The following is a 17696-nucleotide window of genomic DNA, read 5'->3' on the forward strand; positions in this document are numbered from 1 at the left end:
CAGAATTGGGCAGACAAGATCAGTAGTAGACAAGTCACCAAAAGCGCTTCACCTTGCGAACCGTCCGACTGTGGACGATTCTGGTGACAACCCAGAGGATTCAGCCCCTGCAGCCGACAGTGCAACACCCCGCGTGTTGCCCCACCTCGGCGTCACACCCCCTGATGTGTTCTCTGCGGATACGGATCCTCAAACACACTGCCTGGGCGACGCGCCTCTTCTGGCTTACACCCGGAGGTGTAAGTAGCGGGCATAAATTACTGATTATTTTCCCCCCTGTCCATCCCCGCACTTTGAGGATTTCTCACTTTTACACTTCGGTAAACGCATCGTTGAACAAACGCGCCCACCAACAGCGGCCTAAAGTAGTGTCCGAATCAGACAAAAGCGGCTTTTTTCTGATGCGGCACAGGGAATTCTGCTGGCGCAGCACCGACAATCGCTGCCGGATTTACCTGAAACAGTGCGGCCACGGTCACAAATTTTTTCCCTTAGCCAGTAACTGTGGTCATACTCATCCCCGTGCAAGAATGCTATGGATGCCGGGCCAGCAGGACGCCCCGGATGGAATGACGGTTCTTATATCAACTAGAGTGTTGCCATGAAAAATATCAATCCGACCCAAACCGCTGCCTGGAAAGCGCTGCAGCAGCATTTTGAGCAGATGAAATCGGTGCAAATCGCCGACCTGTTTGCGCAAGATGCCGATCGTTTTGCGAAATTCTCTGCCACTTTCGATGACCAGATGCTGGTGGATTTCTCAAAAAACCGCATCACCGAGGAAACCCTCGAAAAATTACAGGCGCTGGCTAAAGAGACCGATCTGGCAGGCGCCATCAAATCGATGTTCTCTGGCGAAAAGATCAACCGCACCGAAGAGCGTGCAGTTCTGCACGTTGCGCTGCGTAACCGCAGCAACACGCCCATTGTGGTGGACGGCAAAGATGTGATGCCGGAAGTCAACGCGGTGCTGGCGAAGATGAAAGGCTTCTCCGAGCGCATCATCAGCGGCGACTGGAAAGGCTATACCGGTAAAGCCATCACCGACGTGGTGAATATCGGGATTGGCGGTTCAGACCTCGGCCCGTTCATGGTGACCGAAGCGCTGCGTCCGTACAAAAACCACCTCAACATGCACTTTGTTTCTAACGTCGATGGCACCCACATCGCCGAAACGCTGAGAGATCTCAGCCCGGAAACCACGCTGTTCCTCGTGGCATCTAAAACCTTCACCACGCAAGAAACCATGACCAACGCCCACAGCGCGCGTGACTGGTTCCTGAAAACTGCGGGCGATCAGCAGCACGTGGCGAAGCACTTCGCTGCGCTGTCGACCAACGGTAAAGCGGTGGGTGAGTTCGGTATTGATACCGACAACATGTTTGAGTTCTGGGATTGGGTTGGCGGCCGCTATTCACTGTGGTCAGCTATCGGCTTGTCGATCATTCTCTCCATCGGCTTCGAGAACTTCGAGCAGCTGTTGAGTGGCGCGCACGCCATGGATAAGCACTTCGCCAACACGCCTGCCGAGCAGAACCTGCCGGTGCTGCTGGCGCTGATCGGTATCTGGTACAACAACTTCTTTGGTGCCGAAACCGAAGCGATTCTGCCGTACGATCAATACATGCATCGCTTTGCTGCTTACTTCCAGCAGGGCAACATGGAATCCAACGGTAAATACGTTGACCGTGAAGGCAATCCAGTGGATTACCAGACCGGCCCAATCATCTGGGGCGAGCCTGGCACCAACGGCCAGCATGCGTTCTATCAGCTAATTCATCAGGGCACCAAACTGATTCCGTGCGACTTTATCGCACCAGCACTGAGCCACAACGTGCTGACCGATCACCATCCGAAGCTGCTGTCGAACTTCTTCGCACAAACCGAAGCGCTGGCGTTTGGTAAGTCACGCGATGTGGTGGAGAAAGAGTTTACCGATGCGGGTAAATCTGCCGAATCTGTCGCGCACATCGTGCCGTTCAAAGTGTTCGAGGGTAACCGCCCAACCAACTCCATCCTGCTGCGTGAAATTACCCCGTTCAGCTTGGGTGCACTGATTGCGCTGTATGAGCACAAGATCTTCACTCAGGGCGCGATTCTCAACATCTTCACCTTTGACCAATGGGGTGTTGAGTTGGGTAAACAGCTGGCAAACCGTATTCTGCCAGAACTGGAAAATGACGCTGAAATTAGCAGCCACGATAGCTCCACCAATGGCTTAATTAATCGCTACAAATCCTGGCGTTAATTTTCCGGCTAATTTACACAAGGCGGCGTAATTGCCGCCTTTTCTTTGTCAACCATGCCATCTCACTCGCAATATTATTAATTACTGCCTTAAACAGGGTTAGAAAATTCTTAAAGTGGCGTAAGGAAATTCGTAATTCATTTCAATTTACCGCACCTTACCTGGCTTAAAAATGGACCTAATTCAGCCCGATAAATAGTTTATCTAACTGATTGATCTATGATTTTAATTTAAGCCTTATAAGTAAATTCCGATTATTCCCATTCCGTACCAATAATTAGTGCAAAAGTGAAAAACTCTGCCGTGAAATGCGCAGCCATTCACTTATCCTATCAGCCTGAAAAAAGGCGTTAAAAAAAAGTAGCTAACGCCAATTCGCCGTATTTATCACCAGAAAAACCCCGACTTCCTGCCCTCTTTTACTCATGCTGAACTCTGGTAATTTGTTGCCCTATACTGAACGCGCCCGAAATCTGGGTAAATCCTACATTCATTGATTCATATAAATGCAGGAAACGTTGTTATGAAAAAACTGATGGTTGCCGGTGCAGCCTTACTTTACGTTGCCGTTTCTTCCGCTGCGATTGCCGCACCGGAAGAAGCTGGTGCTGCAGCAGGCGCGCAGGCGGGAGCAATCTCTTCCGGCGCGTCTACCGCTGTGGGTATCGGCGCGCTCGGTGCGTTAGTGGGTCTCGGCATTGCTGCTTCTGGCGGCGGTGACGGTGCAAATACCGGTACAACAACAACCACCACAACGAGCACCACTCGTTGATGTAGCACCTTTAAGCATAACCACACACCCGTGTGGTTATTTTTTGCTTGGCTTATTTAGACAGGGATACACCGTGCGCCGACTCTCTTTGCTACTTCTTTGCCTGTTGTTGCAGGCCTGCACACAAACACAAAAAGGTCTCGAACAAACCGTGATGCTGGCCGTGAATGGCCCGGATGATGTCACGGTCACCAACGAGCAGGTTGCTAACCTGCCCTACGCCAGCCTCTATGCCCGCATCAATGAAGGACCGCGCATCTTCGTGGTGCTCGGTTACAACGAAAACGGCCAACAGAAGTGGATCACCCAGGATAAAGCGATGCTGGTGATGCAGCATGGCCGTCTGATCAAAACCCTGGGTTTACCGAGCAACCTCGCTGACGTCAGTAACCTGGCGCAGGATCCGCTCGCCGATGCGCTGCATCTGCATAACGGTGCCAGCTGGACGCGCGTGGTGCAGTGGCGCGAGCAAGATAAAGTGCGTGCCGCCACAGCGGTTTCCCGCTTCGAGCGCGGTGACGATACGGTGCTGGATATCGCCGGTGAACGCGTACCGTGCCGCGTCTGGCATGAAACCGTGCGCATGGAGAACATAGGCGCGGAGTGGCAGAACACCTTCTGGATCGATAACCGTGATGGCACGGTATTGCAGGCCAACCAGATGCTGGCCGCCGATGCCTTCCCCGTTGAAACCACCATTCTGAAGCCGGCGAAATCATGAAAAAAATAACTCCAATGCTGGCAGCATTGACGCTGCTCACGGCTGGCCACGCACTGGCGGCGGCGCAAGTCACCGTTCACGATCTGCCGGGAAAAAACACACTGCAAATTAACGATGCGCAGAATCTTAGTCAGTTGCTCACCCATCCTGAACTGCGCAGTTGGTGGCCGGGCACAGTGATTGCCGAACGCGGCGCAACGGCGGTAGCACAGCAACAACAGAAGCAGCTGCTAGCCGATCTGCGCGCCTGGCAAGCAGACAGCGGCGAGTCGTTGGCCGCAACCATCGGCTCGGTTATCCACCAGCTTGGCGCGCTGCAGGTAACGGGCCGCCAGTTCACCTCGCTCGATCCCGATGACGTGCGTCTGCGTCCACAGGATAACCGCACGCTGCAAGGCAGCTATGACCTCTATATGCTGGCGCAGCCGACGCAGGTACTGGTGCTGGGGGCGTTGAGCAATCCGGGTAAAGCGCGCTGGCAGCCGGGCCGCGAAGTGCGTGATTACCTCGAAGGCCACGATCGTCTGTCCGGCGCGGAACGCAGCTATGCCACGGTGATTGCGCCGTCCGGCAGCACCCAGCAAGTTCCGGTTGCCTACTGGAATCATCGCCATATCGAAGTGGAACCCGGCAGCATTATCTGGCTCGGTTTCACCTCATGGAGCTTGCCATGGGGCCAAAGCGATTTGAATGAGCGCATGCTTTCCGTTCTGACTCACCGGATACCAGACTGATGAAAAAACAATTACTTCTCAGCCTGTTGGCTGCTTCTGTTTCCGCCGCTTGCCAGGTGCATGCGGAAACCTGGCCTGAACCGGTCGGTCCTTCTCAATCGGATTTTGGTGGCGTTGGCCTGATGCAGACGCCCACCGCGCGTATGGCGAAAGAGGGCGAATTTAGCGTCAACTTCCGCGATAACGATCAATATCGCTACTATTCTGCCTCGCTGCAGCTGTTCCCGTGGCTGGAAACCACCGTACGCTATACCGATGTGCGTACCCGCCGTTACAGCGCAGTAGAAGGTTTCAGCGGCAACCAAAGCTATAAAGATAAAGCCTTCGATGTGAAGCTGCGCCTATGGCAAGAGAGCTATTGGCTGCCAGAAGTGGCGGTTGGCTCACGCGATTTAGGCGGTACCGGTCTGTTCGACAGCGAATATCTGGTGGCGAGCAAAGCATGGGGCCCGTTCGATTTCACCTTGGGTCTGGGCTGGGGTTATCTCGGCAACAGCGGCACCATTAAGAACCCGTTCTGCTCCTACAGCGACAGCTTCTGTAGCCGCACCGGCGGTGGCGAAGCGGGTTCAATTAATGGCTCGCAGATGTTCCACGGTCCTGCGGCGCTGTTTGGCGGCGTAGAGTATCAAACACCGTGGCAGCCGCTGCGCCTCAAGCTGGAGTACGAAGGCAACGATTATCAGGATGATTTCGCCGGTCGTTTGGATCAGCGCAGTAAGGTCAACGTCGGCGCGATTTATCGCCTCACCGACTGGGCGGACATCAACGCCAGCTACGAGCGCGGCAACACCTTTATGTTCGGCTTTACCCTGCGCACCAATTTCAACGATCTGCATCAGTCGCATATCGATAGCGAGAAGCCGGCCTACAACCCGCAGCCGCAGGGCGATCTGTTGCAGCCAACGGTGGTGGCAAACCAGCTGACCGATCTGAAGTACAACGCAGGACTGAATGGCCCGCATATTCAAACCAAAGGCAGCACGTTGTATGTGTCCGGCGAGCAGACCAAATATCGCGATACGCGCGAAGGGGTCGATCGCGCCAATCGCATTATCATGAACAACCTGCCGGCCGGCATCGATACCATCGACGTCACCGAGTCGCGCTTCAATATGCCGCAGGTGAGCACGCGCACCAACGTTGCCAGCCTGCATAACGAACTCGTGGGTTATCCGCTGGGGCATGAACAGCCGCTGCAGCAGACGCGTGAAAATCCGGTCGATCCCGGTGCCACCGAGCAAGGTTTCTTCATCCGCAAAGATCGTCTGAACTACAGCCTGTCGCCGGTGCTGAATCAGTCCGTCGGCGGACCGGAAAGCTTCTACATGTATCAGGTTGGCGTGATGGCCAACGCCGATTACTGGCTTACCGATCACCTGTTGGTCGGCGGCAGCCTGTTTGGCAACCTCGCCAATAACTACGATAAGTTCAACTACAACGGCGCACCGGCGGATTCAACGCTGCCGCGCGTGCGTACGCATATTCGTGATTACGTTGAGAACAACGTTTACGTTAACGATCTGCAAGCCAACTACATGCAGGCGCTCGGCAACGGTTTCTACGGCCAGGTTTACGGCGGTTATCTGGAAACCATGTACGGCGGCGTCGGCGGCGAAGTGCTGTATCGTCCGATAGATAGCAACTGGGCCTTCGGGGTTGATGCCAACTACGTGAAGCAGCGTGATTGGGACAACATGATGCAGTTCACCGATTACAAAGCGCCAACCGGACATTTCACCGCGTACTGGCGTCCGTGGTTTATGCAGGACGTATTGGTGAAAGCCAGCGTCGGTGAATATCTGGCGAAGGATAAAGGCGTTACCGTAGATGTGTCGAAGCGGTTTGATAGCGGCGTGATGGTGGGCTTCTACGCCACCAAAACCAACGTGTCGGCGGAAGCCTATGGCGAAGGCGACTTCACCAAAGGCTTCTACATTTCGGTGCCGATGGATCTGTTTACCGTGACGCCAACGCGAGGCCGCGCGCAGGTGAACTGGGTGCCGTTGACGCGTGATGGTGGGCAGATGCTGGGTCGTAAATATCAGCTGTATGACCTGACGTCAGATCGTGATGCGCGGTTTAATTAACATCAGCGCGGGTGGTGTGAAACCCGCGCGATAAATCGCGCCGCTACGGAGAGGTGCACATACCGTAGCGGCGCCATTTATTGCGCGTTACCGACTATTAATCTGCGTCATAACCCAAATTGGGTGCTAGCCAGCGCTCAACTTCGCTCACGCTCATGCCTTTACGCGCGGCGTAATCTTCCACCTGATCGCGCTGAATCTGCGCCACGGCGAAGTACTTGCTGTCGGGATGGCTAAAGTACCAGCCGGAAACCGCTGCGCCTGGCCACATGGCGAAAGACTCGGTGAGCTTCATGCCGGTATGTTTTTCCACCTCCAGCAGCTGCCAGATCGGTGCTTTCTCAGTGTGTTCCGGACAAGCCGGATAACCTGGCGCGGGACGAATGCCCTGATAGTTCTCGCGAATCAGCTCTTCGTTGCTGAGATTTTCATGGGCGGCAAAGCCCCAAATCACCTTCCGCACGCGCTCGTGCAGATATTCAGCAAAGGCTTCTGCCAGGCGATCCGACACCGCTTTCACCATGATTTTGTTGTAATCATCGTGCTGCTTGTCATACGCCTCGGCCAGCGCATCTTCCTCAATTCCGGCGGTAACCGCAAACGCGCCGAGATAATCGGCTTTACCGCTGGATTTCGGTGCCACAAAGTCGGCTAAACAGTAGTTGGCGAAGTCGGTTTTCTCGGTCTGCTGACGCAAGTGATGACTCACGCACAGCACCTGATTGCGGTTCTCGTTGCTGTAGATTTCAATGTCATCGCCGACACGGTTAGCCGGGAAAATCCCCACCACGCCGCGTGGATTGAGCGTGCCGGTACTGCTCAGCATATCGAGCATGGCGTTGGCATCGGCAAACAGGCGTTTGGCCTCTTCGCCCACCACTTCATCTTCCAGGATACGCGGATATTTGCCGGCCAGCGACCAGGTCATAAAGAACGGCGTCCAGTCGATGTAATTGCGCAGCGTTTCAATGCTGGCTTCGACCGGACTCACACCGAGACGGTGCGCCACCGGCGGCGTATAGCTTTCCCAATCGATGGAATAATCATTATCGCGAGCAGTTTGCAGGCTCACCGGCGGCGTGCGCGGCTTTTTGCGCGCGTGCTGAATACGCACCGTGTCGTACTCTTTGCGCGTGCGCGCCACGAAATCTTCTTTCAGCGTCTCGGACAGCAGCGATGACACCACGCCCACGGTGCGCGAGGCGTTCTGCACGTAGACCGTTGGTCCGCTATAGTTCTGCTCGATTTTCACTGCGGTATGCGCTTTCGAGGTAGTCGCGCCGCCAATCAGCAGCGGGATGGTGAATCCCTGGCGCTCCATCTCTTTGGCGACGTTAACCATCTCATCCAGCGACGGCGTGATCAGGCCGGAAAGCCCGATGATATCGGCGTTCTCGGCAATCGCGGTTTTGAGGATTTTGTCACTCGGCACCATAACGCCGAGGTCAATAATTTCGTAGTTGTTACATTGCAGCACTACGCCGACGATATTTTTGCCGATGTCATGCACATCGCCTTTTACCGTCGCCAGCACAATCTTGCCGTTGCTGCGTCCGGCCTCTTTGCTGGCCTGAATATAAGGTTCGAGATAGGCCACCGCTTGCTTCATCACGCGCGCTGATTTTACCACCTGCGGCAGGAACATCTTGCCCTCGCCGAACAGATCGCCAACCACGTTCATGCCGGACATCAGCGGCCCTTCAATCACTTCAATCGGCCGCGCTGCTGCCTGGCGCGCCTCTTCGGTATCCAGCTCAATAAACTCGGTGATGCCTTTCACCAGCGAGTATTCCAGACGTTTTACCACGTCCCAGCTGCGCCATTCGGCCTGCTGTTTCTCCTGCTCGCCGTCGCTTTTGCTGCCGCGATACTTCTCCGCCAACTCCAGCAAGCGCTCGGTGCCATCGTCACGACGATTCAGCACCACATCTTCCACCGCGTCACGCAGTTCGGCAGGCAGATCGTCGTAAATCGCCAGCTGACCGGCGTTCACGATGCCCATGTCCATGCCGTTGCGGATGGCGTAATAGAGGAACACCGCGTGAATCGCTTCACGCACCGGTTCATTGCCACGGAACGAGAACGACACGTTGGAGACGCCACCGGAGATCATCGCGTGTGGCAGTTCGCGCTTGATGTCTTCGCAGGCACCGATAAAGTCCATCGCGTAGTTGTTGTGTTCTTCAATGCCGGTCGCTACGGCAAAAATATTCGGGTCGAAAATGATGTCTTCTGGCGGGAAACCGACCTCTTCGGTCAAAATCTTGTAGGCGCGACGACAGATCTCAATTTTGCGCGCCCGCGTATCCGCCTGACCCGCTTCGTCAAACGCCATCACCACCATCGCTGCGCCGTAGCGACGCACTTTGCGCGCGTGCGCGATAAACGGTTCCACGCCCTCTTTCATCGAAATAGAGTTCACAATGCCTTTGCCCTGAATGCACTGCAGGCCTTTCTCGATCACTTCCCATTTCGAGGAGTCGATCATAATTGGCACGCGGGCGATATCCGGCTCACCGGCAATTAGATTGAGGAAGCGCACCATCGCCGCTTCCGCATCCAGCATGCCTTCATCCATGTTGATGTCGATGATTTGCGCACCGTTCTCTACCTGCTGGCGCGCCACATCCAGCGCTTCGTTGTATTTCTCTTCTTTGATCAGACGCTTAAATTTGGCCGAGCCGGTGACGTTGGTGCGTTCACCGACGTTGACGAACAGCGAATCGGCCTGAATGTTCAGCGGTTCAAGCCCGGCTAAGCGACAGGCAACCGGAATCTCAGGCAGCTGGCGCGGCGCAACGCCGTCTACCGCTGCCGCCATCGCCGCGATGTGTTCCGGCGTGGTGCCGCAGCAGCCGCCGATAATATTGAGGAAACCGGCGCGCGCCCACTCACCAATTTGCTCAGCCATGATCGCCGCATCGAGATCGTATTCACCAAAGGCGTTGGGCAAACCGGCGTTCGGGTGCGCGGTGACGTAGCCTTCAGCAATGCGCGACAGCTCCGCCACATACTGACGCAGTTCATCCGGGCCCAGCGCACAATTGAGGCCGAACGACAGCGGTTCGGCGTGGCGCAGCGAGTTATAGAAACCTTCGGTGGTTTGGCCGGAGAGCGTACGACCGGACGCATCGGTGATGGTGCCGGAGATCATCAGCGGCAGCTTCACGCCCATCGCTTCCATCTCGGCCTGCACCGCGTAGATCGCCGCTTTGGCGTTCAGGGTATCGAACACCGTTTCGATCATGATGAGGTCGGAGCCACCGGCGATCAGCGCATGCGTCGATTCGCGGTAGGCTTCCACCAGCTGATTAAAGGTGACGTTACGATAGGCGGGATCGTTGACGTCCGGCGAGATAGAACAGGTGCGGTTGGTCGGGCCCAACACGCCCGCCACGTAGCGCGGACGATGCGGCGTTTTCGCCGTCCATGCATCGGCGCTGGCACGCGCCAGTTTGGCGGCTTCGAAGTTGATCTCCGCCGACAGCGCTTCCATCGCGTAATCGGCCATCGCAATGGTGGTGGAGTTGAAGGTGTTGGTCTCGAGAATATCCGCGCCGGCAGCGAGATAGGCATCGTGGATTTCGCGGATCACCTCTGGTTTGGTTAGCACCAACAGATCGTTGTTGCCCTTCAAATCAGATGGCCAGTCGGCAAAGCGGCTGCCACGGAAATCCTGCTCACTCAGTTTATAACTCTGGATCATGGTGCCCATGCCACCGTCCAGAATCATAATGCGTTGCGCCAGCTGCTGCTGCAGCATTTCTGTTTTGTTGCTCACTCTCGCCTCGTCCACGTCATTGCGTTGGCTAATATGCCAGCCAGTCATACTGGCACAACTTGCAGGTGATCAAAAGTCAGCTCAGATGAGACATTTTCAGCTATTGCCGATGACAGGTCTGACCAGAAAGTCAGCGTTTGCATTAATGCGGTTAAAAACGAAAATGGTTTCCAGCATTGATGCGAATTGGAGACGTTATGGCAACCCCTGCGCCCGTGAAACGCGGCAAGAAACCGCGTGCGACAACGGCTACCACCAGCGCGCCCGTCGGCGGGCAAGTACAATCTTTGACGCGTGGTCTGCGCCTGCTGGAGCTGATTGCCGAATCCCACGGCAGCGTGGCGCTGACCGAACTGGCACAACAGGCCGGTTTACCCAACTCCACCACTCATCGCCTGCTCTCCACCATGCAGCAGCAAGGTTTTGTGCATCAGGTGGGCGACTTAGGTTTGTGGACCATTGGTTCGCACGCGTTTGTGGTCGGCAGCAGCTTCCTTCAGAGCCGCAATCTGCTGGCGATTGTGCATCCGTTGCTGCGCAAGCTGATGGAAGATGCCGGCGAGACGGTGAATCTGGCGGTGCTGGATCTCAGCGATTATCAGGCGGTGATCATCGATCAGGTGCAGTGTACGCAACTGATGCGCATGTCCGCACCAATTGGCGGCAAGCTGCCGATGCATGCATCCGGCGCCGGCAAAGCGTTTCTGGCGCATCTGAGCGATGAGCAAGTTACCGCGCTGCTGCATCAAAAAGGGCTGCATCACTACACGCCGAAAACGCTGATGTCGCCGCACAGCCTGAAGGAGAATCTGGCGCTGATTCGTAAGATGGGCTTTTCGCACGATGATGAAGAGCACGCGCTGGGTCTGCGCTGCGTTGCGGCACCGATTTATGACGAACATGGCGAACCCTTCGCCGCCATCTCAATCTCCGGCCCGATTGCGCGCATGACCGACGACCGTATCACCGAGCTGGGTGCGCTGGTGATCCGCGCCGCGAAGCAGGTGACTCAAACCTATTCTGGCCGCTAAGCGGCCACCGACGCATAGCGCGCGCTGAAACGCTGGCTGGCGCGCCACGCAATTACCTCTTCAATATGCCCTTCACGGATGCGCGTTTGCAGCGCGCGCCACCAGTTGGGATCAAACAGTTGCGGATGCAGCGCCTGCAGCAGTTTGCCGGTCGACGGTTCGCTGCACAGCGCATAGCGGAAGGTTTCCGGGAACACGTCATCCGGCCCGACGCTGTACCACGGCTCGGCCTGCAGCTCATCTTCTTCATAGCGCGCCTGCGGCACATCGCGGAACACCAGTTCGGTCATCGGGCGGATTTCGTCGTAATCGTAAAACACCACGCGGCCGTGACGCGTCATGCCAAAGTTTTTGAACAGCATGTCGCCGGGGAAAATGTTCGCCGCCGCCAGCTGACGAATCGCATCACCGTATTCGCCAATCGCGTGCTGCCGCTGTTCCGGCGAAGCCTGAGCCAGCCATAGATTCAGCGGCTCCATGCGACGTTCCAGCCACAGATGGCGGATGATCACCACGTCGTCGCGCACCTCGATTTTTTCCGGGATATCGCGCTCAAACTCCGCCATCAGCTCGGCCGGAATACGCGCGCGCGGTAACGCAAAGTGCTCAAACTCCTGCGTATCCGCCATGCGACCCACACGATCGTGCTCTTTGACCATGCGATAGCAGTCGCGCACCTGCGCATCGGTGACCTCTTTTTGCGGTGCGAAGCGGTCTTTGATCACCTTAAATACGCGATCAAAACCCGGCAGCGTGAACACCATCATTACCATGCCGCGAATGCCGGGTGCGACGGTGAAATCTTCCTGACTGTGCGCCAGATAGTGCAGATATTCGCGGTAGCATTCGGTTTTACCGTGCTTCTGACAGCCAATCGCCATGTAGCGCTCCGCCACGGTTTTTCCCGGCAGAATCGGTTGCAGCCACGCCACCAGCGCGGCTGGCACCGGCGCGTAAACCATGAAATAGGCGCGGGCGAAGCCAAACACGATGCTGGCATCATCGCTGTCGGTGAGACAGGTATCGATCCATAAACGGCCGGCCTCATCGCGCTGAATCGGCAGTAAACAGGGCACCATGCCATCACTCAGCTGCAGGCGCGCCACGATCCACGCGGTTTTGTTGCGGTAAAACAGTTCGCTGGCGACATCCAGCGTCGCCGTTGCCAGTTGTGCGGCACCAAACTGCTCGTGCAGATGGCGCACAATCCAGCCGATATCGCGCGTTTGATCCTGCCACGTCAGACGCAGCGGAATGTCATTCAGCACCTGACGCAATGTTTCCTGCCAATTCTGCTGCGGACGATAGAGGCGCGACAACGGACGCGGCGCAACCGGTGCGGGCGCATAGGGCTGTGACGGCAAGATGAAGAGGCGTTCGGGCGACAGATGACTGTGGCCCTGCAGGCGACAATAGACCGAGTTGAAGAAGCTTTCGGCGATTTCATGGCGCGGATAGCCGGGCAGCAACGTTTCGTAATGGCTTTTCACCCGTAGCCAGAACGCGTCATCCCAATCCGAAGTGTCATTGAGAATGCGCAGCTGGTTGGTGACCAGGCCAACATGGTGATCGTAAAGATGGATACGCGCCTTCATTGCCTGCTGCACCGCGTGCCAGTCGGCCTGCTCGAAGCGCTGTTGCGCACCGGCGGTAATATCCAGAAAGCGGCCATACTGCGCGTCAAAACCTTGCAGAATGGTGTGGGCGATCAGCGATTCTCTCGGCGTCATCGGCAACGCTCCTTTAGCGGTAAGTGGTCGCCATTGAATGGCGACCTTACAACGGCTTCAGAATTGTGCGGCTTCGGTGGAGCCGGTCAGCGCGGTCACGGAGGATTGTCCGCCCTGGATGACGTTGGTGACGCGATCGAAATAGCCGGTGCCCACTTCCTGCTGATGCGATGAGAAGGTGTAACCCTTATCGCGCGCCGCAAACTCCGGCTGCTGCACTTTCTCCACGTAATGGCGCATGCCTTCGCCCTGTGCATAGGCGTGCGCCAGGTCAAACATGTTGAACCACATGCTGTGAATTCCGGCGAGCGTAATGAACTGGAAGCGGTAGCCCATTTCGCTCAGCGCCTGCTGGAAACGGGCGATAGTGCGATCGTCAAGGTTCTTCTTCCAGTTGAACGAAGGCGAGCAGTTGTAAGCCAGCAACTTGCCGGGATACTGCGCATGAATCGCGTCGGCAAAGCGCTGCGCCATCTCCAGATCTGGCGTTGAGGTTTCGCACCACAGCACATCGGCATAAGGCGCATACGCTAGCCCGCGGCTGATCGCCTGTTCAATCCCGGCACGCGTGCGGAAGAAGCCTTCCGAGGTGCGCTCGCCGGTGATAAACGCCGCATCGCGCGGGTCGCAATCTGAGGTGATCAGATCGGCGGCATCCGCATCGGTGCGCGCCAGCAACACCGTCGGTACGTTCATGACGTCCGCGGCCAGACGCGCCGCCACCAGTTTCTGAATCGCTTCCTGCGTTGGGACTAATACCTTGCCACCCATGTGGCCGCACTTCTTCACCGCCGCCAGTTGGTCTTCAAAATGCACCGCGCCGGCACCGGCCTGAATCATCGATTTCATCAGCTCGAACGCATTGAGCACGCCGCCAAAGCCCGCTTCCGCATCGGCGACAATCGGCAGGAAGTAATCAATAAAATCACTGTCTTCTGGCGATACGCCGCTGGCCCACTGAATTTGATCGGCTCGCTGGAAGCTCTGATTAATCCGCTCCACCATATTTGGCACCGAATTCACCGGATACAGCGATTGGTCGGGATACATCTGCCCGGCCAGGTTAGCATCTGCCGCCACCTGCCAGCCGGAGAGGTAAATCGCCTCTATGCCGGCTTTCGCCTGCTGCACCGCTTGTCCGCCGGTCAACGCGCCGAGGCTGTTGATGTAGCCTTTGCTCGATTCACCATTCAGCAGCGACCAGAGTTTGGTGGCACCGCGCTCCGCCAGCGTGCAGGCGGGATTGACCGAACCGCGCAGATTGACCACATCCTCCGCACTGTACGGACGAGTAATTCCCTGCCAGCGCGCATCATTCCAGCTCGATTCCAGTTGTTTGATCTGTTGCGTACGATTCATCGTCATATCTCCAGGTTCAAGGCAGCAGGCGGTAGCCCGGCAGAGTGAGGAAGGAAACCAGTTCGTCATCGGTGGTAATTTGCGCCATCAGCGCGGCGGCATCGTCGAAGCGTCCATTTTGAAAACGTTCTGCGCCAACGGTTTGCTGCAAGGTGGCCAGCTCTTCCTCCAGCAGCCGTTCAAACAGCGCCACCGTTACCGGCTGGCCATCGCTGAGAATTTGTTTGTGATGAATCCATTGCCAGATGGAGGTGCGGGCGATTTCAGCGGTGGCGGCATCTTCCATCAACCCATCAATCGGAACGCAGCCGTTGCCGCTGATCCAGGCTTCCAGATATTGCAGCGCCACGCGGATATTGGCGCGCATGCCGGCTTCAGTACGCTTGCCGCGACAGGGCGCCAGCAGACGTTCGGCGGTGATTGGCGCATCCTGCTCACGCGTGATGTGCAGTTGATTGGGCTGATCGCCCAGCCGACGGTCAAACTCCTCCATCGCGATATCAGCCAAGCCGGGATGCGCCACCCAGGTTCCGTCGTGACCGTTGCCCGCTTCTCGCGCTTTATCTTCCTGCACCTTTTGCGTCACCCATAAATTGCGCTCCGCGTCTTTGCTCGGAATCAGCGCCGACATACCGCCCATCGCCAGCGCGCCACGACGATGACAGGTTCGGATCAGCAGGCGTGAATAGGCATCGAGGAATGGCTGATCCATGCTGATTTGCTGGCGATCCGGCAGGATACGATCGGGATGCTGGCCCAGCGTTTTGATGTAGCTGAAGATGTAATCCCAACGGCCACAGTTCAGGCCAACGACGTGATCGCGCAGTTCCCACAGGATCTCATCCATCTGGAATACCGCCGGCAGCGTTTCGATCAACACCGTGGCTTTGATGGTGCCGCGCGGCAGATCAAAGCGATCTTCACTGAAGCGGAAGATCTCACGCCACCACGCCACTTCAGCGGCATGCTCGGTTTTCGGCAGATAGAACCATGGCGCGTGGCCCTTCTCCAGCAGCGCTTCAACGTTGTGGAAAAAGTAGAGCGCAAAGTCGAACAATCCGCCGGGAATGGCCCGATCGCGCCACTCCACATGCTTTTCATTCAGATGCAGACCGCGCACCCGACACATCAGCAGCGCCGGATTGGCGCGCAGTTGGTAGATCTTGCCGGTTTCACTGGTGAAGCTCAGCGTGCCATTGACGGCATCGCGCAGTGTTAATTGTCCGTCGATCAGCTTCCGCCAGGTTGGCGCCAGTGAATCTTCAAAATCGGCCATGAAGACGTTGACGTTCGCATTGAGCGCGTTGATCACCATTTTGCGATCCGGCGGCCCGGTGATCTCCACGCGACGATCTTGCAGCAGTCGCGGAATAGGACGAACCTGCCACTCATTTCCACGAATGGAAGCGGTTTCCGAATCAAAGCCCGGTAACTCACCTTGATCGTAACGCTTCTGCCGTTGCTGGCGGGCTTTCAGCAGGCGTTCGCGCTCTGGTGCGAAGCGCACCACCAATGCGTGTACAAAGTCGATCGCTTCTGGGGTAAGCAGCTGCTTTTCCGCGTGGGTAAAAGGCTGGCTGAAGGTTAGCGTATTGCTGATAACCGAGTCTGTCATGCGGGCTGCCTCCTGGGTTGATCCATCGTTTAACGATCGGATCCGGATGTAGGGTGTTTTATAACCTGCAAGATCAGAGCATAATGATTTTTATTTCAATTTCAAAAACTATTTCCATTTTAATGTTTATATTGATTTATGAGATTGATATTTATGTAATTTAATCTCTCGAAATAAAGGCAATAACTTCCACTGGTTAATTGAAGGCAAAAAAAAGCCGCGATAGCTTTCGGCTAGCGCGGCAGGATCAAACGAGATGTTGGAGCTATTCGAGTGTTGGATTCATCCGGCGCAGATCGAACGGCGTGATCTGATAAACGTAGTAGTTCAGCCAGTTGGAGAACAGCAGGTTGCCGTGGCTGCGCCAGGTGGCGCGCGGTGGCAGCTCTGGGTTGTCGTGCGGGAAGTAGTTGAACGGCACTTCCGGCTGCAGGCCAGCATCGTAATCGCGATGATATTCACCCGAGAGCGTCAGCGCATCGTACTCAGGATGGCCGGTGACAAACGCCAGGCGCTTGTCTTTGCTCGCCATCAGATATGCACCGGTGGATTCCGACTCGGCAAACAGCTCGAGATCGGTGTAATCGCGGATCAGCTGGCTCGGGAAATCAGCATAGCGTGAATGCGGGGCCAGGAAATTGTCGTCAAAACCGCGCGTTAGTAAGGCGTGGGGATGCAGGATTTGGTGCTCATAAACACCGGACAATTTGTTCTGCCGCGTCTGCTTAGGAATGCCATACAGAATGTTGAGTGCCGCCTGAACCGCCCAACAGACAAAGAGCGTGGAGGTGACGTGTTCATTCGCCCAATGCAGTACGCGTTGAATCTGCGGCCAGTAAGCGACATCATTGAAATCGACCAATCCCAGCGGCGCGCCGGTAACAATCAGTCCATCGAAGTTATCGTTTTGGATGTCTTCGAAGTTGCAGTAGAAGTTGTTCAGATGCTCCGTCGGCGTGTTGCGCGACTCGCGACTATCAATGCGCAGCAGCTGCACATCAATCTGCAACGGTGAGTTAGAGAGCAGACGCAGGAACTGATTTTCTGTCTCAATCTTCTTTGGCATCAGGTTAAGAATCAGCACTTTTAGCGGACGGATCTCCTGAACACTGGCGCGCGACGACGTCATGACAAAGACGTTTTCATCACGCAAAAAATTCACTGCCGGTAATTCGTCGGGAATCCTGATTGGCATAACCTACTCACCTCTTACTGATAACCGTATAAACGTTTAGACATCCAGATGCCCGACATTAGCTTGTTATGTCGGGAATGTCGAGTCTTCATGCGGTTTATGAAAATGTTTCAGCTTTAGGTGGGATTTGGGATAAGTCGTGGCATATTTATGCTGGATTAGCTTCTTGAAATGAAGGTTTTGCGGTGAGATTTGCGCGATTTTCATACACTAAATCGCTCTATTCTCTGCGATTTTAGTAAATTTTAGACGTAAAAAAGCCCCGGACTTTCGTCCGGGGCTTCTTCACTGTCTGATGCCTGGCAGTTCCCTACTCTCGCATGGGGAGACCCCACACTACCATCGGCGCTACGGCGTTTCACTTCTGAGTTCGGCATGGGGTCAGGTGGGACCACCGCGCTAAAGCCGCCAGGCAAATTC

11 protein-coding genes, 1 rRNA gene and 1 riboswitch are annotated in these 17696 nt (G+C 55.9%); of the genes, 6 read left to right on the forward strand and 6 right to left on the reverse strand.

What is annotated here, in order from left to right; translation table 11 throughout:
• Window positions 1–33: 33 nt before the first annotated feature.
• A riboswitch (Lysine riboswitch) is annotated at window positions 34–228 on the reverse strand.
• Window positions 229–601: 373 nt separating this feature from the next.
• The 5 genes from pgi (at window position 602) to K5Y30_RS13600 (ending at window position 6565) form a co-directional block, all read left to right on the forward strand.
• Window positions 602–2248, forward strand: a complete 1647-nt coding sequence (gene pgi, locus K5Y30_RS13580; RefSeq protein ID WP_222184921.1) for a glucose-6-phosphate isomerase — start codon at window positions 602–604, stop codon at window positions 2246–2248.
• Window positions 2249–2771: 523 nt separating this feature from the next.
• Window positions 2772–3020, forward strand: coding sequence for an exopolysaccharide production protein YjbE (gene yjbE / locus K5Y30_RS13585; RefSeq protein ID WP_101763117.1), 249 nt, complete (start codon window positions 2772–2774; stop codon window positions 3018–3020).
• Between the two features lie 73 nt (window positions 3021–3093).
• Complete coding sequence (locus K5Y30_RS13590; protein ID WP_222211761.1) at window positions 3094–3741, forward strand: YjbF family lipoprotein; 648 nt, start codon at window positions 3094–3096, stop codon at window positions 3739–3741.
• On the forward strand, window positions 3738–4475 hold the full coding sequence (locus tag K5Y30_RS13595) for a capsule biosynthesis GfcC family protein (protein ID WP_137384939.1): 738 nt from the start codon (window positions 3738–3740) through the stop codon (window positions 4473–4475). Before K5Y30_RS13590 ends, K5Y30_RS13595 begins: the two co-directional genes overlap by 4 nt.
• A complete protein-coding gene (locus K5Y30_RS13600) occupies window positions 4475–6565 on the forward strand; it encodes a YjbH domain-containing protein (protein ID WP_110868117.1) in 2091 nt (696 codons plus the stop codon). Before K5Y30_RS13595 ends, K5Y30_RS13600 begins: the two co-directional genes overlap by 1 nt.
• 97 nt (window positions 6566–6662) lie before the next feature.
• Here the strand turns inward: K5Y30_RS13600 and metH are convergent, their stop codons facing one another.
• The gene (gene metH, locus K5Y30_RS13605) at window positions 6663–10346 is read right to left on the reverse strand and encodes a methionine synthase (RefSeq protein ID WP_222211762.1); all 3684 of its coding nucleotides are present in this window, start codon (window positions 10344–10346) and stop codon (window positions 6663–6665) included.
• 197 nt (window positions 10347–10543) lie between these two features.
• On the opposite strand from metH, the gene iclR reads away from it, so the two are divergent.
• Window positions 10544–11377: a glyoxylate bypass operon transcriptional repressor IclR gene (iclR, locus tag K5Y30_RS13610; RefSeq protein WP_101763122.1), complete on the forward strand. Its 834-nt coding sequence runs from the start codon at window positions 10544–10546 to the stop codon at window positions 11375–11377.
• Here iclR and aceK read toward each other — a convergent pair.
• From aceK to rrf, 5 genes are all read right to left on the reverse strand, one after another.
• Window positions 11374–13107: a bifunctional isocitrate dehydrogenase kinase/phosphatase gene (gene aceK, locus K5Y30_RS13615; RefSeq protein ID WP_222184917.1), complete on the reverse strand. Its 1734-nt coding sequence runs from the start codon at window positions 13105–13107 to the stop codon at window positions 11374–11376. The genes iclR and aceK overlap by 4 nt on opposite strands.
• A gap of 57 nt (window positions 13108–13164) precedes the next feature.
• On the reverse strand, window positions 13165–14466 hold the full coding sequence (aceA, locus tag K5Y30_RS13620) for an isocitrate lyase (RefSeq protein ID WP_222211763.1): 1302 nt from the start codon (window positions 14464–14466) through the stop codon (window positions 13165–13167).
• 16 nt (window positions 14467–14482) lie between these two features.
• The gene (gene aceB, locus K5Y30_RS13625; RefSeq protein WP_222211764.1) at window positions 14483–16081 is read right to left on the reverse strand and encodes a malate synthase A; all 1599 of its coding nucleotides are present in this window, start codon (window positions 16079–16081) and stop codon (window positions 14483–14485) included.
• Between the two features lie 265 nt (window positions 16082–16346).
• Window positions 16347–17276 carry a homoserine O-succinyltransferase gene (gene metA / locus K5Y30_RS13630; protein ID WP_154154813.1) on the reverse strand — a complete coding sequence of 310 codons (930 nt, stop codon included), beginning with the start codon at window positions 17274–17276 and terminating at the stop codon, window positions 16347–16349.
• 297 nt (window positions 17277–17573) lie between these two features.
• Window positions 17574–17689, reverse strand: a 5S ribosomal RNA gene (rrf, locus tag K5Y30_RS13635).
• Window positions 17690–17696: the final 7 nt, after the last annotated feature.

Origin of the sequence: Pantoea sp. DY-5, assembly GCF_019795955.1 — a bacterium.
Classification (GTDB): Bacteria; Pseudomonadota; Gammaproteobacteria; order Enterobacterales; family Enterobacteriaceae; genus Pantoea; species Pantoea leporis.